The organism is Peptoanaerobacter stomatis (assembly GCF_000238115.1).
GTDB classification, from domain to species: domain Bacteria; phylum Bacillota; class Clostridia; order Peptostreptococcales; family Filifactoraceae; genus Peptoanaerobacter; species Peptoanaerobacter stomatis.
The window spans coordinates 23,827-48,244 of the sequence record NZ_JH414563.1; the positions used below are offsets into that span (position 1 = coordinate 23,827).

Annotated in this window: 25 protein-coding genes, 1 pseudogene, 1 CRISPR repeat array and 1 other annotated feature; of the genes and pseudogenes, 9 read left to right on the forward strand and 17 right to left on the reverse strand. The window is 33.0% G+C overall.

All coding sequences use genetic code 11. The features are described 5' to 3' along the window. Positions 1–126: 126 nt before the first annotated feature. The 12 genes and pseudogenes from HMPREF9629_RS09410 to HMPREF9629_RS09465 all read right to left on the reverse strand — a co-directional run bounded on the left by HMPREF9629_RS09410 (position 127) and on the right by HMPREF9629_RS09465 (position 10,229). Positions 127–894 carry a class I SAM-dependent methyltransferase gene (locus HMPREF9629_RS09410; RefSeq protein ID WP_003505400.1) on the reverse strand — a complete coding sequence of 256 codons (768 nt, stop codon included), beginning with the start codon at positions 892–894 and terminating at the stop codon, positions 127–129. Positions 895–1,107: 213 nt separating this feature from the next. Then, the gene (locus tag HMPREF9629_RS09415; protein ID WP_003505401.1) at positions 1,108–1,563 is read right to left on the reverse strand and encodes an XRE family transcriptional regulator; all 456 of its coding nucleotides are present in this window, start codon (positions 1,561–1,563) and stop codon (positions 1,108–1,110) included. 81 nt (positions 1,564–1,644) lie between these two features. Beyond that, positions 1,645–3,564: a tetracycline resistance ribosomal protection protein Tet(32) gene (gene tet(32) / locus HMPREF9629_RS09420; RefSeq protein WP_003505402.1), complete on the reverse strand. Its 1,920-nt coding sequence runs from the start codon at positions 3,562–3,564 to the stop codon at positions 1,645–1,647. A 361-nt stretch (positions 3,565–3,925) separates the two neighbouring features. Beyond that, entirely contained in the window at positions 3,926–4,447 is a 522-nt protein-coding gene (locus tag HMPREF9629_RS09425) for an AAA family ATPase (RefSeq protein WP_003505403.1), read from the reverse strand. A 274-nt stretch (positions 4,448–4,721) separates the two neighbouring features. Then, positions 4,722–4,850, reverse strand: a pseudogene (locus HMPREF9629_RS11645) (Maff2 family mobile element protein); the annotation flags it as partial. Between the two features lies 1 nt (position 4,851). After that, the gene (locus tag HMPREF9629_RS09435; protein ID WP_009526171.1) at positions 4,852–5,163 is read right to left on the reverse strand and encodes a single-stranded DNA-binding protein; all 312 of its coding nucleotides are present in this window, start codon (positions 5,161–5,163) and stop codon (positions 4,852–4,854) included. A 175-nt stretch (positions 5,164–5,338) separates the two neighbouring features. Further along, complete coding sequence (locus HMPREF9629_RS09440) at positions 5,339–5,776, reverse strand: hypothetical protein (protein ID WP_006268878.1); 438 nt, start codon at positions 5,774–5,776, stop codon at positions 5,339–5,341. Positions 5,777–5,839: 63 nt separating this feature from the next. Further along, complete coding sequence (locus tag HMPREF9629_RS09445) at positions 5,840–7,621, reverse strand: VirD4-like conjugal transfer protein, CD1115 family (RefSeq protein WP_009526172.1); 1,782 nt, start codon at positions 7,619–7,621, stop codon at positions 5,840–5,842. Beyond that, positions 7,611–8,342 (reverse strand): phage antirepressor Ant, encoded by a 732-nt coding sequence (locus tag HMPREF9629_RS09450; protein WP_009526173.1) that lies wholly within the window; start codon positions 8,340–8,342, stop codon positions 7,611–7,613. The genes HMPREF9629_RS09445 and HMPREF9629_RS09450 overlap by 11 nt, the downstream gene beginning before the upstream one ends. Then, positions 8,339–8,824 (reverse strand): PcfB family protein, encoded by a 486-nt coding sequence (locus HMPREF9629_RS09455; protein ID WP_009526174.1) that lies wholly within the window; start codon positions 8,822–8,824, stop codon positions 8,339–8,341. Before HMPREF9629_RS09455 ends, HMPREF9629_RS09450 begins: the two co-directional genes overlap by 4 nt. A 2-nt stretch (positions 8,825–8,826) precedes the next feature. After that, on the reverse strand, positions 8,827–9,855 hold the full coding sequence (locus HMPREF9629_RS09460) for a DUF6017 domain-containing protein (protein ID WP_009526175.1): 1,029 nt from the start codon (positions 9,853–9,855) through the stop codon (positions 8,827–8,829). Between the two features lie 89 nt (positions 9,856–9,944). Then, positions 9,945–10,229 (reverse strand): CD1845 family protein, encoded by a 285-nt coding sequence (locus tag HMPREF9629_RS09465; protein WP_009526176.1) that lies wholly within the window; start codon positions 10,227–10,229, stop codon positions 9,945–9,947. 165 nt (positions 10,230–10,394) lie between these two features. Then, positions 10,395–10,829: a CRISPR direct-repeat array (repeat unit 30 nt; unit sequence ATTTACATTCCAGTATGGTTATTTTATAGT). Positions 10,830–11,402: 573 nt separating this feature from the next. On the opposite strand from HMPREF9629_RS09465, the gene HMPREF9629_RS09470 reads away from it, so the two are divergent. From HMPREF9629_RS09470 to glgA, 3 genes are read left to right on the forward strand one after another with little or no spacing between them, the layout of a single operon-like run. Next, the gene (locus tag HMPREF9629_RS09470) at positions 11,403–12,554 is read left to right on the forward strand and encodes a glucose-1-phosphate adenylyltransferase (RefSeq protein ID WP_009526177.1); all 1,152 of its coding nucleotides are present in this window, start codon (positions 11,403–11,405) and stop codon (positions 12,552–12,554) included. Beyond that, the gene (gene glgD, locus HMPREF9629_RS09475; protein ID WP_009526178.1) at positions 12,541–13,662 is read left to right on the forward strand and encodes a glucose-1-phosphate adenylyltransferase subunit GlgD; all 1,122 of its coding nucleotides are present in this window, start codon (positions 12,541–12,543) and stop codon (positions 13,660–13,662) included. The genes HMPREF9629_RS09470 and glgD overlap by 14 nt, the downstream gene beginning before the upstream one ends. Position 13,663: 1 nt before the next feature. Further along, positions 13,664–15,073, forward strand: coding sequence for a glycogen synthase GlgA (gene glgA / locus HMPREF9629_RS09480; RefSeq protein WP_009526179.1), 1,410 nt, complete (start codon positions 13,664–13,666; stop codon positions 15,071–15,073). A 210-nt stretch (positions 15,074–15,283) separates the two neighbouring features. Here glgA and HMPREF9629_RS09485 read toward each other — a convergent pair whose 3' ends face one another. From HMPREF9629_RS09485 to HMPREF9629_RS09505, 5 genes are all read right to left on the reverse strand, one after another. Beyond that, positions 15,284–16,138, reverse strand: a complete 855-nt coding sequence (locus HMPREF9629_RS09485) for an AraC family transcriptional regulator (RefSeq protein WP_009526180.1) — start codon at positions 16,136–16,138, stop codon at positions 15,284–15,286. Positions 16,139–16,512: 374 nt separating this feature from the next. Continuing rightward, positions 16,513–17,025 (reverse strand): ferritin, encoded by a 513-nt coding sequence (locus tag HMPREF9629_RS09490; RefSeq protein WP_009526181.1) that lies wholly within the window; start codon positions 17,023–17,025, stop codon positions 16,513–16,515. Positions 17,026–17,316: 291 nt separating this feature from the next. Next, positions 17,317–17,763, reverse strand: a complete 447-nt coding sequence (locus tag HMPREF9629_RS09495; RefSeq protein ID WP_009526182.1) for a type II secretion system protein — start codon at positions 17,761–17,763, stop codon at positions 17,317–17,319. A 147-nt stretch (positions 17,764–17,910) separates the two neighbouring features. Then, the gene (locus tag HMPREF9629_RS09500) at positions 17,911–18,456 is read right to left on the reverse strand and encodes a hypothetical protein (RefSeq protein ID WP_009526183.1); all 546 of its coding nucleotides are present in this window, start codon (positions 18,454–18,456) and stop codon (positions 17,911–17,913) included. Between the two features lie 242 nt (positions 18,457–18,698). Continuing rightward, positions 18,699–19,205: a tryptophan transporter gene (locus HMPREF9629_RS09505; RefSeq protein WP_009526184.1), complete on the reverse strand. Its 507-nt coding sequence runs from the start codon at positions 19,203–19,205 to the stop codon at positions 18,699–18,701. A gap of 108 nt (positions 19,206–19,313) precedes the next feature. Beyond that, positions 19,314–19,556 (reverse strand) — a binding site (T-box leader). Between the two features lie 402 nt (positions 19,557–19,958). On the opposite strand from HMPREF9629_RS09505, the gene HMPREF9629_RS09510 reads away from it, so the two are divergent. The 6 genes from HMPREF9629_RS09510 (at position 19,959) to HMPREF9629_RS09535 (ending at position 24,374) form a co-directional block, all read left to right on the forward strand. Beyond that, the gene (locus HMPREF9629_RS09510) at positions 19,959–20,603 is read left to right on the forward strand and encodes a YczE/YyaS/YitT family protein (RefSeq protein WP_009526185.1); all 645 of its coding nucleotides are present in this window, start codon (positions 19,959–19,961) and stop codon (positions 20,601–20,603) included. A gap of 29 nt (positions 20,604–20,632) precedes the next feature. Further along, positions 20,633–20,902: an ACT domain-containing protein gene (locus HMPREF9629_RS09515; protein ID WP_009526186.1), complete on the forward strand. Its 270-nt coding sequence runs from the start codon at positions 20,633–20,635 to the stop codon at positions 20,900–20,902. 73 nt (positions 20,903–20,975) lie between these two features. Next, positions 20,976–22,340, forward strand: a complete 1,365-nt coding sequence (locus tag HMPREF9629_RS09520) for a PFL family protein (protein WP_009526187.1) — start codon at positions 20,976–20,978, stop codon at positions 22,338–22,340. A 14-nt stretch (positions 22,341–22,354) separates the two neighbouring features. Further along, positions 22,355–22,708: an arsenate reductase family protein gene (locus HMPREF9629_RS09525; RefSeq protein WP_009526188.1), complete on the forward strand. Its 354-nt coding sequence runs from the start codon at positions 22,355–22,357 to the stop codon at positions 22,706–22,708. Positions 22,709–22,743: 35 nt separating this feature from the next. Beyond that, positions 22,744–23,766: a phosphate acyltransferase PlsX gene (plsX, locus tag HMPREF9629_RS09530; RefSeq protein WP_009526189.1), complete on the forward strand. Its 1,023-nt coding sequence runs from the start codon at positions 22,744–22,746 to the stop codon at positions 23,764–23,766. Between the two features lie 50 nt (positions 23,767–23,816). Then, positions 23,817–24,374, forward strand: coding sequence for a bifunctional adenosylcobinamide kinase/adenosylcobinamide-phosphate guanylyltransferase (locus HMPREF9629_RS09535; RefSeq protein ID WP_009526190.1), 558 nt, complete (start codon positions 23,817–23,819; stop codon positions 24,372–24,374). Positions 24,375–24,418: the final 44 nt, after the last annotated feature.

The following is a 24,418-nucleotide window of genomic DNA, read 5'->3' on the forward strand; positions in this document are numbered from 1 at the left end:
TTAGGCTGTCGCTCCTTGACTGCCTAACTGCAAAACCGGGCGGGGCTGTCAACGGCGGGCGAAGCCCGTTCATCTTGACCGTTGACTGGCTCGGCCAGGTTTGCTATTTATCCGGCAAACTTGAATTTATTTTAAGCTATCACGTTTTACCTTTTTAAGCCTTACTATCATTACCATAGGAATTTCTTTGTTGTTTTTGAAACATTCTTCATAAAATCCATCAATGACAAATCCAGCTCTAAAACAAAGGTTAAAAATATCTTGTATGGAACGATGATAATAAATCTGCTCCTCCGGTTGCCCTTCAATCGCTATACCATAGTAACTGTGCGGTGTCATATATTTTTCAGTCAACGTGATAAAACAAGGGTGTTGCGTTGCAAAGACAAAAATTCCGCTTTCCTCCAACAGTTCATAAACAGCCATAAGAAGTGGTTCAATATCCGTAATATCCATAATTGCCATATTAGAAACTGCTTTCGTAAAGGCTCGATTTCTTTTTAATTCTAATATACTTTCTCTATTGGTCGCATCCGCTACACAAAATTCAATTTGTTTTGCATATTGTGATTGCCGTCTTTTAGCCAATTCTATCATTTTTTTGCTGTAATCAAAAGCGACAATCGAAGCGCCTCTTTGTGCAAGATACGAAGAATAATTTCCATTGCCACACGCAATATCCAAAATGTAATCCGCAGGATTAGGAGATAGAAGTTCCGTTACTTTGGGACGCACTACCTCTCTGTGAAATTCATTAGATTTGTCACCCATTGCATTATCCCAAAATTGTGCGTTTTTCTCCCAGATTTTTTTACTTTCCTCTGTTCCCATGTTCTCTCCCACTCCCAAAATTTGCCTTTTTGCTTCCATTAAATCTTCCTTACTATATTCCATTGTTACCCTCCATAACTTCTGATTGTTGCCGTCTTGACTATTATGTATCTTTTCTTTCCAAAATGGTATAGGCTTTTATTTTTATAATGCTGCAAAACTTTTCTTCTGTAAGGTATTCAAAGGATATTTCCCTTTGCCGCCGCTATTGGAAAGCCAAAAGCAGCGGCTTTTTTACGCGATATGACCGAAAAGTCTAGAAAGCAGGATATGTCATCATTTGTCATTTCTTCTCAATGTAATAACTGCATGGCATATCAAGCCAAATACAAGAGAAAAACAGCCACCGCCAAATAGTGATGCTCCCCACCCTGCACCCGACATTGTCATAAAACCGCCAACAAAGAAAATACCAATGCCAAGAAATATCCCGACACCATAAAAAAGTCCAATTGCCATATCATACTTATTAAATTGTCGTTTCTCTTTTTTTTCACATGTTTCCATTTTTGTTATTACCTCCTTCGCAAAATCGTCCATGTGGACTCCAAAAAGAAAACAAATTTTTTTCAACGTATTTAAATCGGGTTCATTAACATCTCTCTCCCAATTCGATAGCGCCTGCCGGGTAACATTCAATTCCCCAGCCAGTTCTTCCTGTGTCATTCCCGATTGTGTTCGCAGATGACGTATTTGCTTTCCTGTTGTAATATCCGTCTGTTTCTGGTTCAAAATGGTTCCTCCTCTCTGATGCTGATTTTATCAATGATATTTCGGAATAGCCAGCAATGAACGCTTGCATTGCGCAAGACGTTACATTATCTTCTGAAACATATGCCGGATCTTGTCTAAACGGCTGTTCGGGCGGCGTGGCTGAAATACAGGCTCGCCGGAAGTTTCCTGATACCCTTTTAATTCTGTAATGCAGACACTTCTTCCATTTGTATAAAAATTCAGATCATTCCTATATTCACCGATACAACGGGCAGGGATTTCACCCTTAAAAATAACTTCATCTTTTTCAAGTCTGGTTGATTCAATGATTGCGCAATACTTTGGTGCATCATTATAAGCCCGTGAAAGATATTCCTGCGGTGCAAAAAGGGTAAAGGAAAGGTATGGTTCCAACAGTTGTGTCCCTGCTTTTTTCAATGCCTGCTCCAACACGACAGGCGCAAGAAAACGAAAATCAGCGGGGGTGCTGACCGGGCTGTAATAAACTCCATAATCAAAACAAATTTGGCAGTCTGTCACTCCCCAGCCATATAAGCCCTGCTCCATTCCATAACGCACACCCTCCATGACGGCATTTTGAAAACTTTGGTTTAAATAGCCGAGAGATACCTCGCTTTTATATTGTGTTCCGCTTCCAACAGGAAGCGGTGTTACAGTCAAACCAATAGATGCCCAAAACGGATTCGGCGGCACTTCAATATGAATCGTGCAGCTCGCTTTTTTTTGCGGTCTTTCCAGATAAATAACCGAAGGCTCTTTCATAGCCACGCCCACATGATATTTTTCTTCTAATAGCGAACAAATAACTTCTAACTGTACTTTTCCCAAAAAAGATAACATAATCTCATGGGTAACAGTATCAATGTCAAAATGCAAAAGAGGGTCTGTATCAGCAATCTCTGCGAGGGCATTTAACAGGGCTTCCCTTTGCTCCGGCTTTTGCGGCTCTACCGTTGTCCGAAGTAATGGCATGGGATTATCAATCCGTGTTTTGTGAGGCAGGAGTTTTTCATTTCCCAGGATATCGTTCAGTTTCAAAGTATCATCAGCTAAAATAACAATTTCTCCCGGACAGGCATGGTCAGCCGGGACGATTTCACCATTTGACGGAATACACATTTCTGTAATCTTTATTTTTTCCTTTTTTGACAGCAGCAGGGTATCCCGTAAATGGAGCGTCCCATGATACAGGCGTAAATAAGAAAGCCGTTTTTTCCGCTCTGTATACTCAACCTTAAAAACATATCCACATAATTCAGACTGAATATCGTCCGTTTCTGTAATGAAAGTTTCTATAATCGCTTCAATCAGTTTTTCTGTTCCTAAATTGTCTTTTGCACTCCCATGATAAACAGGAAACAAAGAGCAGCATCTGGTTCTTTTGCACTTTTCATATTGTAATTCCTGTATATCCAAAGAATCCTCTGCAACATATCGTTCTAATAGTTCATCGCTTCCGGAAATAATCATATCCCATTTGTCTAAATCAGAAATATCGGTCATGGTTATCTTTGGCGACAGGGAAACCTCCTGCATGACAATCATATCACTGGTAAGTTTATCTTTAATGCTTTGGTAAACACACTGCAGGTCGATCCCATTTTGGTCTATCTTATTTATAAAGATAATTGTCGGAATGTCCATTTTCTGAAGCGCATGGAATAATATACGGGTTTGTGCCTGTACGCCGTCTTTTGCTGAAATGACTAAAACAGCTCCGTCAAGGACAGATAAAGAGCGGTATGCTTCGGTTAAAAAATCCATATGACCGGGAGTGTCCACGATATTGATTTTATAATCATTCCAATAAAAAGAAGTAACCGCTGTCTGAATGGTAATTCCCCGTTGCCGTTCCAAAATCATAGTGTCTGTTCTTGTGGTCCCTTTATCCACGTTTCCCTGTTCCGCAATCGCTCCACTGGTGTATAGCAGACTTTCTGTCAATGTAGTTTTTCCTGCGTCTACATGGGCCAGAATGCCGATATTGATTATTTTCATGTGATTGTCCTCCCTTTACAGCCCCAAAGGGCATAAAAATCCCCAGCAGTAAAATACTTTTACCACTGGGGATTCTAATTTGCGGACATACACATATACAGCATACACCTATTTGTGATTGCTGTTTTTTGAATATGTCAAAATTGATAAGGCAAAAGTATTCTTAAATTGGGTACAAAAAACCAAGCCCCCACAAAAGGAGCTATCATAATTCTTTGTTCCCACTATTTGATTATAGTTTTATTTAAGAATACCTTGCCGCATATTTTTTACTCCTTTTCTGGAATGAAGCTATTATATCACATCAGTTTTAGGAAAGAAAGTACTTAAAAGAAATTTTTCTTCCCCTTATATGTAACAATCATACCGGCTTCCTGGTGTTCAGAATGGTTTCTGCTGTCTGCTGTGGTGTTTGATTGGAATTGTCCAGCCAAAAGCCGATCCGTGGTGTTGTCTGCATAAATGTATCGTATAAGGTTTCAACCGTAAAGCCGGAATAGCCTGTTTTCTCCCTGTATCGTTCCCTTTCTTTTATTGTTTCCACATCTGGACAAAGAACGACAACCTCAACAGGGTATTTATGCAGATAATTTATCATTCGGTTTAATTCATCACCGTAGTAGTTATCTTGGATCACTACAGAAAAGCCGTTGTCAAAGTATGACCTTGCCGCATCAGCAGTCAATTTGTATCGAAGGTACAGCTGGCGGACTGCTTCCGCTGATGGGGTAGCTGACATATTTTCTCTGCCTGAAATAATCATTTTTCGGAACACATCACCACGAAGATGGACGCATTTTTCTATTGATTTTGCCAGTAAATCGGAAACTGTAGATTTTCCAGAAGCCATTAAGCCTGTAATGAGATAAATTTTTTGTTTCATTTCACTTCCTCCGGCACAAAAAATATGTACATGTAACTAATTCAACACATTTATAATTTGAATAGGGACATTATAGCATTTACTAAATACAAATTCAATGTATACGGAAAGAAAGATATAAGGAGTGGGAGGGATTCCGCCGTAGTCGGCATTGTAGGAAAATCCAAAAGTTTAGATTTTCCCACAATGCTTATCTTTTGGTCTTTGGTTCGGAATAGTGTAGTGCTGGCGGTCTATCTCTTGTTTTCGGTTGCTTGCTTCCTTACCGTACATGAGCATTTGCTCCGGGATTATCTGAACCATATCCTTCCATCAGGTTGATAACTCCCCACGCTCCAAGTCCTGCCCCTACTGCTGTTACCAAGATTTTTAATACATTTACCGCCTGTGTAAAAAATTCCATTTTATTCTTCCTCCCTATTTTCTTTCTTCTCAATTTTGTTGTATGACTTTACTACAAAGTTTTTGTAAGTCTTACCGTCTTTTTCACGCTCTTTGAAATATCCAAAGATATGAATGAGATCGCCTTTTTCAAAGTCTTTTGCTGTTTCTGCCTTCTCGCCATAGGCTGCACAGTTGATATATTCCTTGCCTTTCCCGTACTTTTTTACAAGAGTAAAGTTTGTAACTTCTACTGTTTCCTCATCTTTTTCAAAACTTGAGAACGTAGGCTCTGCAACCAAGTTGGCATTGATGTTAATCATTTCCTGCTTCATGTTTTTTATTTCTCCTTTTTCTTTTCAATAAAAAAAGCGACTGAAAGTTTTATTTTCCAATCGCTTCATAACGCTACTGTTAAGTTTTCTTATGTTTTATTAAGTGGGATTTCTTATCCTTATCATCTTTCCTCCTGCTTTTTACATGAAAAAAGCAGCAAATCTATTTTTAGACTTACTGCTTATCATCACTGTTATTTACTTGTTTTTCTTCTTTTATCTTTTCTATCTTCTTCGTGTCTACAAAGTGAGTAGCATACCATTTTTCAATATCTTCAGAACCACTTTTGCTAAACCGTAGTTTAATAACCGGCTTTTTCCCTTGCCCGTTCTTTTTCTTAACCGCCCATTTCTTATATACACAAAACGACGGCTTTAGATTTCCTTTCTTTGCATATACCCTCATTTCATGCAGTATTGTAGACAATTTTTTAAGATTGACCTTGCATACTTTTTCCAAATACAAAACTTTTCCATTTCTCCAAAGTTCATAGTCGGTCTTTGAAAGTATTTCCAAATCCATAAGCACATCTACTGCTGTTGCATATCCTTTTCTTTTTAATTGGTGATACATAGATGAATGAACTTTTCCTATCAGTTCTTTATCGTTCAATAAGGTTTCCTCCTTGTGTATTTCTCTTTGATTATTATACCAAATGCAAATAATATCTAACAGCTATAACTTCATAATAACCGTATTCTTATTTAGTTTAGCCTTGCCCCTTCTTTTCATATAGCTTTCTATATCAAACAGGTTCTTTTTATCATAATCCTCAAGTAGCTTATAGTTCTTGTGCTTTGTAATATCAAATTTATCCGATAGGAAAGGGCGAACACCACGAAGTTGAAAGATACATTTACTGCCGTCCATTACTGTTATTTCATCTTGGCTCATCAGTTCCTTACCGGTCTTTTGGTAATTCAGTCCAAAACTCTTTTGATTGCTCCTTGTTTCAGAAGTGTTATATAGGTCTATGGTTTCTTTACCAAGTGTTTCAGATAGCTCTTTAAGTGTTGTTTTCTCTTTGCCACCTAAGAATAGGGTACTATCACAGTTACCTACAATCGTGTCGGCGTTATCCTTGTAGATTGCCTTTAACTGAGATTGTGCCTGTAAAATGATACTTGCGGATATTTCTCTGGAACGAATGGTTGCAATGAGCTTTTCAAACTTTGGAATTAAGCCGATATTTGCAAACTCATCCAAAAGACACCTTACATGAACAGGTAATCTTCCGCCGTAAACATCATCCGCCTTATCACAGAGCAGATTAAATAATTGCGAGTACATAATGGACACTACAAAGTTAAAAGTATCATCGGTATCGGAGATAATAACAAAGAGGGCAGTCTTTCTATCACCAAGAGTATCCAGTTCCAATTCATCTTCTTGCATCAAGTCCCTAAGTTCCTGAATGTCAAATGGAGCAAGCCTTGCACCGCAAGAAATTAAAATAGATTTCGCTGTTTTTCCGGCTGCCAATTTGTACTTCTTATATTGCTTGACTGCAAAATGTGTAGGCTCTTTCTTCTCAAGTGCTTCAAAGAGTCTGTCAATGGGATTCATATAGGTTTCATCATCTTCCCTTACTTCCGAAGCGTCTATCATATCAAGGAGAGTTGCAAAGTTCTTTTCTTCTCTTGGTGCTTCATAGAAGATATATCCTATAAGGGCTGTATAGTAGAGTTTCTCGGCTTTTACCCAAAAATCCTCACCTGCCTTTTCTCCCTCACCTTTGGTATTTGCAATGATAGTCTGAACAAGTTTTAATATATCTTTCTCAGAACGAATATAGGCAAATGGATTGTATTTCATGCTCTTTTTGAAGTTGATGGTATTTAAAATTTTTATCTCATATCCGTTATCTTCAAGCATTTTGCCACACTCAAGGACTATCGTTCCTTTCGGATCGGTTACGCAATATGACGAGTGCATTTGCATAAGGTTCGGTTTGACATAAAACCTCGTCTTACCACTTCCACTACCTCCTATGACAAGTACATTTTTATTTCTTGCATACTTTGGATTAGCAGGTCTGCCATTCATTGTCAGTCGTTCTGTTTGTGTTAGCAAGATGTTGTTTTGAAACTTCTCGTCCATATATGGCTCGATGTCTTTTTTATTTCCCCATCTTGCAGAGCCGTACTCTTTTCCTTGTCTAAACTTCTTGGCGTTTTTACCTTTGGTATAGACAATAAATTTAATTAAGGCTGCTACTCCAACTCCTACCAGTATATCAATAAGATGTATGCTTGGGATAAAACTCATCGTATTAAGCTCAAGTATTCCTTGAAATATCCTGTCTATCACATCTCCTCCAACATAGCTTCTTACATGATTTGAAAAGATGTTTCCTAAATAGAAAAATGCAAGATATGGAATATTCTGCTTTAGAAACTTTACCTTATCCTGCACCTTAAATACGTCTTTAATGTCTTTTAATATTTTATCTATCACGAGTCTTTTCACCTCCAATCAAGAGTAAAAGAAAGTGTCTTCCTTTAGGTGTTACAAAGGTTTGAATGCCCACTGCATCATTATCGTTTCTACACCATTCCTTTACTTCAAAATATCCCTTATTGTTCTTAGCATAGGGTAGAAGTCTATTTTTCTTATCCCGATAAATAAGTTCCTTCTCTATGAGGAATTGAATAAATACCTTTTGTGGAATATGAAGCTCTTTTGCTGTATTTCTGAAATTAGTAAGCAGATGGTTATTCACCAGTTCATCAAAATACTTAGCTTTCGGCTCTAAATCCTCTATGATTTTTTCTTTTTCAGCAATCAGGTTGTTGGCAAGGAGTACCGCATTTGCCAATATTTCTTTATTGCTCATATTTTCTTGATTTTTGATATATCTGCCATTCTTACGAATACTCGGCAATACCTCTGTGGTTACCCATCTCTTAAATTCTTTTGCCTGTGGTAGCTTGGAAGATAGGATCAGAGAGTATAATCCTGACTCGTTGATAGATACCATACTTCTTCTTTGCCTGCCGTCGTGAAACACGACATCAGCTTTATCATCTATATCCACATGTCTTACCAAAGCATCTCTCGTGTTTGAATAGCCCAGTTTTTCGGCTACTTCTTTTCCGATAAAAAAAAACTCACCGTCTTTTTCCATTACAGTGAGTTTCCCAAATTCCATATTTTCAAATGTTATCAAGCTGCTCATAGGCTCTGCTCCTTTTGCTTATTCTTAACTTTATCCTTAGAAACAGTATTTTTTGCCATCTCCTTAAACTTCTCAATATTTTTGTGAATGGACTCTTTCCTCTCAGCCTTTCTTTCTGATGTTGCAAGAGCATTTTTAAAGGCTTTCTCCATCATTTTCATATCTTTGGCTTGGAAAAATACGGAGTATTTGCCTGTTTCCTTATCTTTCATCACTGAAAACTTAACACCATATTTGTTAAGCTCTTTTTTCAGTTCCTTAAGCTCCGCTTCTTCTACCGGTATTTCTTCAAGCTGTCCTTTTTTCGCCATATCTTTGAGCTTGACTTCATTTCCGTTTACTTTAACGAGTTTTTCAAGTCCTCCCAGTTTCTCTGCTTCTTTCATCAGTTTTTTCAATAGCGTTAAAAGAAGTTTTCCGGTTACTTTGGCAGCCTTAATCTCAAGGCTTAGTGTCTTTCTTGCAATTTCTTCGTTAATCACATTCAATATCCTCCTCTCATATCATAGCTTACAAGGGCAGAGTAATGTGCATCTATCCCACTTGGTGCATTATATGCTGCTGTTAGGACAAATGCTCTGATATTCCTAATCTTGTATTCATTTTCCTTAATAACATCTGACAGATACTCCAAATGCTCTGATTTAAGTTTTCTAAATCTTTCTTTTACTATATGTGCAGGAAGCTTCGTTTGATTGATTGTAACAAACTCTCTATCATCAAGTATCATAATATCTGCCAGTATCTTTAATATCTCATCAAAGTCTTTAACTATAAATTTATTGCCCAACTCAAGATGTTCATAATAGCCTGTCTGTGTTCTTAACTCATCTAAGCAGTTCTGATATATATTTTTGTTTTCTATTTCCGCCTCTCCGTCCATCCTTTTTCTTGGTTCTGAATACTCGGCATCTATGACGGAATGATGGGTGGAATTATATGATGAAATATCTGTAGTAATCTTTGATGAATTATTTGTAGTAATCTCTGGTAATGGTTGGGGCATATTGCCATTTTGCAACAGTGGATTTTGCTCTGTTGCACTGGTGCAATCTGCACTTGTGCATTGGTAGATTTTGCACTTTTCCATTGGTGCATTTTGCCCTAATGCATTAGGCATAGCTTTTTCTAAAGCTTGTAATTCTTCTTTTTTCTTTTTGTTCTCAATTTCAGCATAAAGTTCCTCCAGCTTTTCAGTATTTATGGTGTACCATTTTGTTTTATCTCTTGGATCTTTATTGTAGTTTCCTACGAGTAGAAAACCTGCCTTTTCCAACTTCGCAAAGGTTCTTTTTACAGTATCGAAACTCATATAGTCAAAATCTTTTTCCTGCCATGCTCTTATTGAGTTATATGTCCAATATCTTCCGTCATAGAAGTTATTGCCGGATTTCTTATTTATTTCTATCCAATAGTTTATTTGCTGTAAGATAAGAGCTTCATTTAAACCTATCTCTCTTGCCAATGTCTTATTTGCAACGATAGGTTGTTCATCAAATAAATACATACTCATCTAAAAGCTCTCCTTTCCATGATATTTTTCCACTAAAAAAGACGATAGTTTTTATCTATCGCTCTTGGTAACCATTTTTATGAAATTTTTTATATTGATTTTATGGCTTCATTGATTCCTTGTATAAAAGCTATAATTACAGCTCCTATCATCGGTATTCCGTAAGGACTTAACAAAAATCCAATGATAAGTGCTTCTATTGCTGCTCTTGTGTTGTGTAGCATAAAGAACGAGCCTATGGCAACAAATACACACATCAGCATTAGCAAATACAATATCGCTGTTCCTATACTAAGCAAGAATGTTAGAAATGCGGTCAAAATGCTTAACAGCAGGCTGATTGGGAACAAGATTATTTTTATTATCCATCTCATTGATTCACCACCGCCTTTGCTAATGGAATAACTGACACAATGGCTTGAAATATTTTTCTACATATCATAAAAGCCTCCTTTTCGATATTTTGTTTGATTTTAAAAATAGGGATACAGTGCTGAAAGCTCCTATTTATCAAGCTTTTTCCTCTGTATCCCTATTATATCTCAAGCCCAGTATGGTTATTTTATAGTTGGTTCTCTTGAAATGCACTACAATACATCTATAATAAATTTACATTCCAGTATGGTTATTTTATAGTTCATAGATTCATACCAAGCCTTGTAGTCCATATTTGCATTTACATTCCAGTATGGTTATTTTATAGTTTAAGCTTAAAGCAGGATTTATAGCAATACAAGGTATATTTACATTCCAGTATGGTTATTTTATAGTATTTCCCTTTTTTCAATCATAATTTTTAATAAGGTATATTTACATTCCAGTATGGTTATTTTATAGTAACCATTCTCAGATACTTCATATGTTTTTGTAACATAACATTTACATTCCAGTATGGTTATTTTATAGTATAATGTTCCTGGTAGCGTAACTGGATTAAATTATAGATTTACATTCCAGTATGGTTATTTTATAGTGATTATATAGTGTTTATTTTTATAAAATTATAAGATTTAAATTTTATATGTATTATTATATCAATATTATTTTATTCTGTCTATCTCCTATTTATTTTTATTTATTACACATCGATAAAGATAATTGATTATTATATAAACATGAATTTATTGGGATAATAGTAACAAACTTATAAAATTTCTAATTGAAAAAGAAATTAAAATTTTATTTGAAATGAGATTTAGGAAACTTATGGTGAATGAGGAATTAAAAAATAAACTAATTATTTTTTTATCTAAGTTTTGTAAATTATATTGTTAGACTGAAATTATAGAATTTATGCAAGATATCATAGGTTATAATAATTTTTTATTAAAATAATGCTTTAATAAAAATGTTTTTTTTGGTACAATTATACATAATATAAAAATAAAATAATTTTATTTTTCAATTTCTTGATTATTTGTATTTTTATACTGAAAAACTAATCTGTTCCCACATTTTTATTACGTCACAATTATTATTTCACCATTAAATCAAAAGAATAAAAGGTAAATTTAAAAGACATTATAAAATTTTTTAGGGAGGTTCTTATGAATAAAAAAGAAATTATAGCAATGATTTTGGCAGGCGGTCAAGGCAGCAGGCTGAAAATGTTTACTGAAAATCTTGCAAAACCGGCCGTTCCCTTCGGTGGAAAATATAGGGTGATAGACTTTGTCATATCCAACTGTGCTAATTCAAACATTGATGCTGTGGGCATACTTACACAATATAAGCCTTTTGAGTTACATAATCATATAGGGATAGGGACATCTTGGGGACTTAACAGACGTGATGGCGGTGCATATATATTACCTCCTTATATGAGTGAAAAGGAACAGAACTTTTATAAAGGTACTGCTCATGCAATTGAGCAGAATATTGAATTTATAAATTCTTTTAATCCTGAGTATCTTCTTGTTTTATCAGGAGACCATATATATAAGATGAATTATCAAAAAATGCTCAACTTCCACAAAGAACATGATGCAGATGTTACTATTGCAGTAATAGAAGTACCTTGGGAAGAAGCACCTCGATTCGGTATAATGAATACAAATCCTGATGGAAGTATCTATGAGTTTGAAGAAAAACCGGAAAACCCTAAGAGCAATTTGGCATCAATGGGAATTTATATATTTAATTGGAAGCTTTTAAAAGAAGAGTTTGAAAAAGCATCTATTGAAAACAGAAATAAAACCGATTTCGGACAAGACATCATCCCATCCCTGTTAGCAGAGGGAAAGAAATTGTTTTCCTATAAATTTAAAGGATACTGGAAAGATGTAGGAACATTATCATCATATTGGGAATCAAATATGGACTTATTGGATAAGGATAATGAATTGAAATTGTTTGACAGCGACTGGCAAATACGCTCTCACAATCATTCATTACCTCCGATGTTTATAGCAAAAGATGCCATAGTAAAAAATTCTATGATAGCTGACGGAGCAAAGATAAAAGGAACAGTTAAAAACTCCATAATATTTTCTGAAGTTGAAGTTGAAGAGGGAGCTGTTGTGGAGGACAGTGTTATAATGAGTTCTACAGTTATAAAAAAAGGTGCTGTTGTAAAAAAAGCGATAATAGGAGAAAATGTTATTATACACGAAAATGCGAAAGCTTTGAATGAAAATGGTGAATTATATTCTTTAGGAAACAATATAGAAGTAAGAGGTGAGAATAATGCTGAAAAATAATGTAATGGCAATAATAGACCTGAATGAAGACCATATAAGAATGAGAGAACTCACAAAAAACAGACCTATCGCATCTCTTCCAATAGCAGGAAGATATAGAATGATAGACTTCATATTGTCAAATATAACCAATTCACATATATTCAATGTCGGAATATTCGCACAAAGAAAAACAAGATCCTTAAATGACCATTTAGGGGACGGCTTTCCTTGGGATTTGGACAGAATACAAGATGGTCTATATATTTTTTCAAATCAATATGAGCTTAATGAAAAGCAAGTTGCCGGAAATATACACAGCATATATGATAATATAGATTTTTTTAAACGTTCAAGACAAGAGTATATATTGATAACAAACCCTTTTATGATATATACAATCGACTTTAATGATGTATTTGAATCTCATTTGAACTCAGGAGCGGACATAACATCTTTATATAAAGATGTGAATAACGCACATGTAAGCTTTTATGATAACTATGTTTATAGCATAAACAACTTAAAAATAAGCAGTATCGGAAAAAATATGTGCTCCAAAAAAGAGCAAAATATATCTATGGATACATTTTTGATGAAAAAAGATTATTTCATAGACATGATTTATGAGAGCATTGAAACAGGCGAACATATGTATTTAATAGATGCTATAAACAAACATATTTTGCAAGATAATACAAATCTTTATAAATTTAACGGTTATTTGAAGTGTGTAAGAGACATCAGAAGTTATAGAGAGTTTAATGCAGATATTTTAAACGAAGACATATCTAATGAAATATTTAAAAGTCCAAACGGTTCAATATATACAAAAATAAAAGATGAAGCACCGACTTATTTTTCAGAGGAGTCAAAAGTGGAAAACAGCATAATAGCATCAGGTTGTATAATAGACGGAACAGTTAAAAATTCTATAATATTCAGAAAAGTAAACGTGGCAAAAGGTGCTGTTGTAGAAAACAGTATAATTATGCAAAATTGCACAATACAAGAAGATACCTATATAAACAATGTAATAAGTGATAAAAATACAACAATCACAAATGGTAAAAAATTAATAGGCGATTTCAATATGCCGATAATTGTAAAAAAAGGAGAGATAATCTAAGATGAAAGTGCTTTTTTGTGCATCTGAATGCTATCCATTTATGAAAGTGGGCGGTCTTGGTGATGTTATATATTCATTGCCTAAATCTCTTGTTAGAGAAGGAGTGGAATGTTCCGTAATAATTCCTTTATATAAAAAAATAAGACAAGAACATCCAGACTTGGAAGTAGTGGACGAATTTTATATATCTCTCGGTTATAGACATCAATATGTTGGACTTCTCAGAAAAAGATTGGATGATATAGATTATTATTTTATAGATAATGAGCAATATTTTGGAAGAGATACAGCTTATGGACATTTTGATGATGGTGAAAGATTTACGTTTTTCTCAAAAGCAATAATTGAAACTATAGCAAGACATTTCAGACATTATGATATTTTACATGCGCATGATTGGCAAACAGCGATGACGGCTCCTCTGCTTAGAGAATATCAGATGCCTCTTAAATCTGTATTTACTATACATAATTTAAGATTTCAAGGGATATTCCAATTCAATATGGTGTTTGATATGCTTGGCTTACCGCCATATTATGCCTCAGAAGATAAAATGGCATTTTACGGTAATGCCAACTATTTAAAAGCTGGAATAGTGTTTGCAGACAAAGTTACAACAGTAAGTCCGACATATTTGGAAGAAATTAAAAACGAATATTATGGTGAAGGCTTGGACGGACTTATAAGACAATATGAATGGAAAATGCAAGGAATATTAAACGGTATAGATTACGAAACATATAATCCTATGAAAGATAAATATCTGTCATTTGATTATAATGCAAAAAATGTTTCAGGAAAATACAACAATAAAATAGCGTTCCAAAAAGAAATGCAACTTCCACAAAACAATAATATTCCAATAGTCGGTATGGTATCAAGACTTACAGACCAAAAAGGTCTTGATCTTATCAATAACGTGCTTGATGAAATATTGCAAATGGATTTACAATTAATAATACTCGGTACAGGCTCTGCTATGTATGAAGATAATTTCAGAGCGCACGAATATTCTCATCATGACAAGATGAGAGCTATAATAAAATATGATGATTCTTTTGCATCCAAAATATATGCAGCAAGTGATATATATCTTATGCCTTCTCAATTTGAACCTTGCGGTTTATCGCAGATGATAGCTATGCGTTACGGTTCATTACCATTAGTTAGAGAAACGGGCGGACTTAATGACAGTGTAAGACCTTACAACCAATTTACAGGAGAAGGAACAGGGTTTACATTCAGCACATATAATGCACATGATATGCTGTTTACTCTACAAAAAGCTGTAGGCTTGTATTATGATAATAAAGATGCCTTCAACAAATTGATAGAACAGGCTATGGCGGAAGATTTCAGCTGGACATCATCAAGCAAACAATATATACAAATGTATGAGTCTATTTTATAATAGCTATTAAAATGTTGATAAAATTTGTTTAATATGAATATTTAGCGGAATTATTGATATTTTACTAAGTTTATAAATACTATTTTTCTATAGTTATATTGATTTTTAGTATAAAATTAAAATCAGCTTATTGCCGATTGCTACGATACTTGTAATTTTCAAATATGTAGAGCAATCAGTGATAAGCTGATTTGTTATTGATTTATAAATTTATATTTTTTCTATAGGTACCCACAATTCCATTTCATAATTTTCGCTACCCATATTTTCCTTAGGATATACTTCAAAATCCGGTGTACCCGCATGGCGATAGCCTTGCATAGGAAAAAAATCTTGAAGTATGTACTTCCAAGCGTCATGAATAATTTCAGGCATTTTACCTTTCATAGATACTATTGCGTATTCTGCAGGAGGAACATCTAAAATTTCCAATCCCAAAGACTTTTCCTTTTCTGTATCGTTTACGTAAAATCCTGCCATATACTTGAAATTTATATCCATTTTAAAGCTTTCGTGCTCATAGCAAGCACCGTAGCACATTCTGTTTCCAAGTGATATCAAAGTATTTATATCTGTCTTCTTGAACAAGTCTTCCCATATTTCGTTAAACATGGTAGTTTTGCTTGCCGATTTTGAAACTCCTGCCACTTTAAAGCCTTCTTTTCTTTCGATTCTTGTTTTCATACTTTCTCCTCCTTTTATTGTTAACGACAATCTTATAGGAGAAAAAATTTTAAAAGGCTTACCGCATCTTACATCGCTTGGTGTATAGCCGTGAAATTTTTTGAATGCAAATGTGAAAGAATCTGATGATTCGTATCCGTATTCAAGTGCTATATCTATGATTTTATCTGATGTATCTCTAAGTTTGACAGCGGATTTTGTCAATTTTCTGTACCGGATATACTCACTTAGCGTATAACCTGTAAGCATAGAAAATATCCTTGCAAACATAGAATACGAATAGCCTGATAAGGTAGATATTTTTTTGTCGTCAATTATTTTTTCATTTAATGTGCTTTCTATATAGTCTACAGTGTCATTAAACAGATGTATGGTGTCCATATTTCTCCTCCTATTGACATTATTATACAAAAAAAAAGAAGGTTGTACTCTATATTTTGCATACAGCTTTTATAGGATTTTATCCTTTTGTTTATATTGATGTTTTTTATGTTTATACTTAGAATCTTATAGAATAATTGAAAAACATAATAATTAATTTTTCTAATTAACTATTTATATTAATCTTATATAATTATATAAGTTATCTATAATTTTATTAAAAATAGTATTATATATGATTATTGCCTGATGAAACAGGCGTATAATAACAAATGTACTTGATTAGGGGATGTTTACTTTGATATCAGCAAGTTCCCTTAACCAAGCACATTCGAATATATTTTTTATATTTTAGTGTTTAATAGGTTTTAGTATTAATTTATAACAGGTGCTACAAATACTCTTGTAGCTAATTGTTGGTCAAAAAGCATAGTGGCATGAGGATCGGAGTTTATAAATTTCAATGTGTCAATATGTTTTACAAAAGTTTCTTCTTCCTCAACCTGCTCATTTACAAAAAATCTTAGGAATGCTTGGCTTGCAAAGTCTTTTTCATCACTTGCAACAGACATTATCTCGTTTATCCAGTTAGTTACTTTTCTCTCATGTGCCAACGCTGTTTCAAAAACTTCAAGTATTGATTTAAAATCTGCCTTAGGTTTTGGTATTTCTTTTAAATTTACTTTTTCACCGAGCCTGTGAAGATAATCTATCATAAGATAAGCATGAGCTGTTTCTTCTTGCACTTGTATATGGAAAAAATTTTCTATACCTGCGAAGTTGTACTCATTGCCGATATACATCTCCATAGCTTGATATATATAGGCAGACTCAAACTCTTTGTTTATTTGCTCGTTAATCATATCTACAACTTTTTTTGAAATCATAATATACTCCTCCTATTTTTTTATATTGTTGAATACAGATATCCTTTAAAAAAATGACTATATATACACAATCAATATTACCTGCTAATTAAATAAGATACATAGTAAAAAATACTATAACTAAGATAAGTATTTGTATCATTTTAAATAGTTTTTCATGTAAAATTTTTATTTGTATATAAGTGTTTGTTGTTTAATAGGATAATAGTATTCATAAATAAATTACAGTTTAATTATACATGTTTCTGCTAAAAATGGCAAATAAGTTTACAATAAAAAGTATATGTATATCTACTTGTTTTCTTCTGTCAATTTTACTCTTCCGCTTATAGCTGCGACTGTCAGTTTGTAATATTTTTTGCCTGTATTCGTGCTACTTGACAAGTCTATTGTTATACCTTTATCACTTTCAGCTCCTTGGAAAATAATTTTTCCTTCATTGGTAGGAAATGTTTCTATTTTAATTTTATCGGAAAATTTCACAGTTTTTTTGTCTTTATCTATATTTATAGTATAAGAATTGTCTTCTTTATTTATCTGTATAAAAATTTTATTATTGCTATTTCCTTTTTGCAGGCTGAGTTGTTTTATATATCTTATATCACTCACAAGCCTATGTAGTTGTTGCTCCTGCTGACTTGTAATAAATACATTTCCATACACGAAAAAACCGGAAACTATGAGCACGAGTGTCAAAGATATGATGATTTCAAAGAGTGTAAAGCCTTTATTTTTCATATTTCTCCTGATATAGTAATCAATATATTTTTAGATGATTATTTATTTCATATTATATGTGGCTTTTTAAAAGTCTTTTAGTATTAATAGTGATGTAACACTAAAGCATAAAAAGTGAGTTTTAAAATAAGTATAAAATATTGCATTTTAATTAATTATTTTCTCATCTATAATGCTTTGCTTGTATTCGTTATATATGGCATCAATTTGTCCTGATTTTAGCTTTTCAACATCTTCTTCTTTTGAAAAATCAGGAAGTTTAAGTACATAGTTGTAATAGATTTCTTTATTGTCTTCTTTTTTATATGATAATCTAAACTCTATTATACTGTTGTTTAATTCTATTTCACTTGTCGTCAAACCTTGTAATTCTTTTTTTAATTCGTAATCTATATCACGACTTAAATTTCTGATTTTTATGCCGGTAAATGTAGAGAGATTATCTCCAATTTGCTCGGTATTTCCTTTATCATAATGTTTTTTCAAATCATATAAGGCTTCTTTAAATATATCGTATATCAAAAAATCGACTATCTGTTCCTTGGAATTTGAATATATATCATTTGCCTTATCAGTTATAGCCATATATCTTGAATTTACCACGTTTTTATTCATTATAAACACGCTAAGTACGAGTATATTGAGCATTACCATAATGATTATAACATTTATAAGTACCGTAGCTTTTCTCATAATATTCCTCATCAATTACAAAAAACACCTACCATCTTCAGATAGGTGTAATATTAATATTCAATAGAATAATAGATATTTTATTAATTCAAAAGTCCATAAACAGTTTAAAATTACTTAGGCTATTTTTCTATCATAATATTGAATTTTAGTGTGATTTAGTATTGTATTAATATCTATACTTAAAATAAATTTAATTAATATAAAAACTCTTTGATAAAAATAAGCGTGTTAAATAATTTTTAATGAGTTATTGCACGCTTAGTTGCAATAGTTATAGCCTTATATACAAATAGTCCCATAAATATGTTGGCTATGCAAGTAGGTATAACCACGCTCATCATCAATATGGAAAAGCCGACAGGTAAGCCTACCAAAAAATATGCTGTACTCAGAAATACGCTTCCACTTACAAATGTACCTAAACCTACCAATATAGCTGATTTTATCGTATCATTTTTGAAATTCTTCATAATTTCTATAAGTGCATATACAAACAATGCTGTTATAATTTTATCTATAAAATTAGGTATTTGACCACCTGGAAATGTAGTAGTAAGAGCAGTTATTATTCCGCCTCCCAAACCTGAAACTATCACGTTTTGTATATCAGGATTTAGGATAATTGCCATTATCATAAATATAAGCAGTAAATCAAATTTCATACCGGCTATACCCGGAATAGTTGCGTGAAATATAAATCCCATAGCCAACATCAATGCAGTTATTATATAATTTTTAATCTTCATTTTTTATTCTCCTTTAACTTATAAAATATCTTTTAATTACACCTTGTTATAAATCCTTATCGGAATTGAGATATTTACGGAATAAAAAAACTCGCTACTTCACATATGTGAAAGAGCGAGTGTTAATCACGGTGCCATCTTCCTTAGGATAATAAAAAATCCCATCTCAATCAGATACAGGTTCAAAAACCGATATCCTTACCCTGTAACGTGAGTACACGTCTAAAGCTACTTTTATTCGCCTCAGCATCTTATGAGTCCATTCATTTAAATTATTCTTACCCATTCACACCAAGTAGGGCTCTCTGTAAAGAAATCATATAAACTACTACTCTCAATCAATGATTTTATAATATGATAAATTATTAAATAAAAAAAGTCAAGTATATTTTTAGAAAATAAAAATATATTTTATGATATTTTTTCATATAAAGTCTATTTAAAAAATATCTGTGTTTAATTTAGATAATATTATAGAGCTATTTATCGTTCATTTTATCTATAATTTATATCGATTTGAAGAATTTGGTGTTTATTATAAATCTATGATGTGGTACAATAATATGAATTTAAAAAATTTTATGCAGTATTATATTTTTATAAAAAAGATAATATTAATTTTTTTGTACTGAAGTTTGTAGAGTTTGAAAAATTATGAATATAAGTAATTTATTCTATGTAAATACACGATTTTATGGCAAATTTTGAAAAATTAAAGTTTATTTTTAACGATTTATAAAATTTGAGGAATTTATGCAGATTTTTAAGATAAAGTTTTTTTATTTAAGGTTTATTATGTTAATTACAGGTTGCTTGCTGATAGGCTACGGCATATCTGTTTTTAAATTTGTAAACTGGGGAGTGGATTCTTATGGAACTATGGTTATAGCTTTGAGCGATATATTTAAAGCTTCATACGGAAATACACTTTTGACATGCAATATAATCTTGTTTGCAATATCTGTTTTGATGTGCAGACCATGTATTAAGATGATTGGCATAGGAACTCTGATAAATATGAGTATGATAGGTTATGTAATAGATTTTTTGGATTTTTTATATTTGAGATTTTTTCCTTTGCAGTTGTCTATTTATGTTAAGTTTATTTGGTCGGTAAGTGCATTTTTTATATTTTCAATAGGTGTAGCCTTATATATCAAAGCAAATTTGGGAATAGCACCATATGAACTTATGAATATGTCAATAATAAAACATTTCAATGAAAAATTCAGCTTTCACCAAGTAAGAGTTTTTCAAGATTTACTCATGCTTGCAGGAGGCTTTGCCTTAGGCTCTGTAATAGGTATAAATACTGTTATACTAAGTTTTTTTACAGGTGTTGTTGTACATTTTTTTAGCAAAATATGCGAGAAACATATTATAAAAGATAGATGGTAGTTTTTTTATTAGTTGAAAGGAGAAATTTTATGAACGCTGTAGTAACTGTTGTAGGTAAAGATATGGTAGGTATAATTCATAAAGTATCAGGAAAATTATTGGAGCATAATCTTAACATATTAGATATAAATCAAAGTGTAGTTGGAGATTATTTTACGATGATAATGCTTATAGATATTACCAATATAGGAGAAAACTTTGAAAAATTATGCAGTGAGTTTGATGAAATAGGTAAAGAAATCGGTCAAAAGATAATAATTCAACACGAAAATCTGTTTAACGCAATGCATACTATATAATTTTTTCTAATATTCATATTATTTAAGAAAATCGTTGATACAGCTATAAGTTTTTTGTAGAAAGGAATTTAATATGCAGTTTTTAAATAGAGATAATATATTGGAAACCATAAATATGCTCAGTGATGAAAAGCTTGATATAAGAACTGTTACAATGGGCATATCACTACTTGATTGCATAGATGAGGACTCAAAAAAATCAAGACAGAAAATCTATGATAAAATATCATTTAAAGCGGAAAAATTGGTGTCAGAGTCAGAAAAAATAGGAAAAAAATATCGTGTACCTATAATAAATAAAAGAATATCAGTTACTCCTATATCTATAATAGCCGGCGCTACAAGAGATACCGATTATACAGATTTTGCGGTTATACTTGATAAAGCTGCAAAAAATGTAGGTGTAAATTTTGTTGGAGGTTTTTCGGCTCTTGTGCAAAAAGGTATGACAAGAGCTGACGAAATACTTATAAAATCAATACCGAATGCTCTTTCATCAACTGATATAGTATGTTCGAGTGTAAATGTAGCCAGCACAAAAGCAGGCATAAACATGGATGCCATAAAAATGTTGGGAGAAGTTATAAAAGAGCTTTCATTTAGGACTAAGGATAAAGGAAGTATAGGCTGTGCAAAGCTTGTTGTCTTTGCAAATTCGGTTGATGACAATCCTTTTATGGCAGGTGCTTTTCATGGTATAAGCATGGGAGATACTGTAATAAATGTAGGTATAAGTGGACCTGGTGTAGTAAAATCGGCATTGGAAAAAATAAAAGGCAAGAGTATACAAGCAGTATGCGAAGAAATTAAAAAGACTTCATTTAAGATGACGAGAATGGGCGAGCTTATAGGAAGAGAAGTTGCCGAAAACTTAGGTTATCCTTTTTCAAGCGTAGATTTATCGCTTGCGCCTACTGCGGACATTGGCGACAGTGTTGCAAGAATATTGGAAGAAATAGGAATAGATGAGGCAGGTGGACATGGGACAACATTTGCACTTGCACTTTTAAACGATTCGGTTAAAAAAGGAGGTATAATGGCATCATCAAACGTAGGCGGATTAAGTGGTGCATTTATCCCTGTGAGCGAAGATGAGGGTATGATTAATGCTGTTGCAAACGGAAGTATGTCGTTTGATAAACTGGAAGCTATGACATCAGTATGCTCTGTAGGGCTTGATATGATAGCTATAGACGGAGATACTCCTGCAAGTACAATATCAGCTATAATGGCTGATGAATGTGCAATAGGAGTTATAAACGGAAAGACTACAGCCACAAGGTTAGTGCCGGTATATGGTAAACATGTAGGGGAGACGGTAGAATTTGGAGATTTATTAGGCTATGCACCTATAATAGATATAGGTAAAACATCAAGTGAAAGATTGATAAATCGTGCAGGATTTATGCCTGCGCCTGTTCACAGCTTTAAGAATTAAACAGGAGAAAAAACATGCTATTATTTATACAATATCCGAAATGCACAACTTGTCAAAAAGCAAAAAAATTTTTAGATGATAATAAAATAAAATATATAGATAGAAACATAGTTACAGACAATCCTACAAAAGAAGATTTGGAAAAATTTATAAAAATCGGAAATTTGGATATAAAAAAATTGTTCAATACAAGCGGTATGAAATACAGAGAGTTAGGCTTGAAAGATAAGCTGAAAACTATGAGTGATGATGAAAAATTGGAAATATTGGCAACAGATGGTATGCTTGTAAAAAGACCGCTTTTAGTTGGAGATGATTTTGTTCTTACGGGATTTAAGCAAGAGCAGTGGACTGACACATTAAATTAAAATTATAGGTATAAATAAAAGGATTGGTACAAAATATGAGAATAGCCATAGATACTATGGGAGGAGATTTTGCTCCGCAAGCTCAAATTAACGGAGCATTGGAATCTATAAAAGAGCTTGGCGTGGATGTAGTGCTGCTTGGAGATGAAAATATAATAAACGACTTTTTAAAAACAAAGACATATGATAAAACAAAAGTTTCAGTGGTGCATTGTAGCGAAAATATAACTAATGATGACAAACCTGTAATCTCTATAAAAAAGAAAAAGAATTCACCTATGGTGCTTGGCTGTAATATGCTTGTTGAAGGTAAGGCGGATGCGTTGGTATCATCAGGTAGTACAGGTGCATTACTTACAAGCGGTATGCTCATCACAGGAAGAATAGAAGGAATACAACGCCCTGCACTTACAACTGTTTACCCAAAAGCAAATGGTGCCACTGTTTTGCTTGACGTAGGAGCAAATGCACAATGCAAACCGGAACATATAAATCAATTTGCATTTATGGGATACGCATATGCAAAAGCTGTACTGAATTTAGAAAATCCGAGAGTGGGTTTAATAAACATAGGAACTGAAGAAAAAAAGGGTTCACAAACATATATCGACGCATATCAGATGCTTAAAGACAACAAATTTATAAATTTCATAGGAAATGTTGAGGCAAGAGATATACCGAGTACAGAGGCAGATGTGCTTGTGTGTGACGGTTTTACAGGAAATATAGTGTTAAAACTTTCAGAAGGTCTTGTCATTCATATGATGAAGCTCATAAAAAACAGCTTTATGTCATCTTTGAAGTCAAAAATAGGTGCTTTACTCGTAAAATCATCTTTGAAAAATATGAAAAAATCACTTGACTATGAAGAATATGGAGGAGCTATACTGCTTGGAACAAACGGAACAGTTATAAAAGCACATGGCTCATCAAATGAAAAAGCTTTTAAAAATGCAATAAAACAGGCAAAAAAAATCTATGATGCCGACTTGGTAAAGTCAATAAAACAATTCGCTGCAGAAAATAAAGCTAAAAACGAAGACAAAACGGAAGAATAAATTAGTGCATAGATTTATTTTAAAATATTATATTGTTAAATGAGGGCTATATGTCAAGAATTATAACCGTACTTGGTGGAATTTCAAGCGGTAAGTCAAATTTTGCACAAAATTTAGCCTATGATATGGGTAAAAAAAGAGCATATATAGCGACTGCTGAAATAACAGATGACGATATGAATTTGAAAGTACAAAAGCACATAGCAAGCAGAGGCAATGATTGGCTTACATTTGAAAATTTTGCAGACATAGACAATTTGATAATAAATCAATTTGACAATTATGATACAGCTTTGCTTGACTGTGTTACAAATATGATTAACAATCTTATGTATCATAGCAAAATAGATTTTGAAACTTGCGACAATGATATATTTGAAAAATTTTGTGCAGATGCAAAAAACTATGTGCAAAGAATACTGAATTCTATGAAAAGTTCAAAATGCAAATTCGTTATAATAACTAACGAAATTGGACTTTGTGTAATACCTGCAAACAGATACACAAGGCGATTTGTACAATTACACGGAGAAATCAATCAGATATTTACTCAAATATCTGATGAAGTGTATTTTGTAGTATCAGGTACTTGTATGAAAATAAAATAACTATACTAAAACCTAATAGAATTATGCCTATATTTAATAATGCA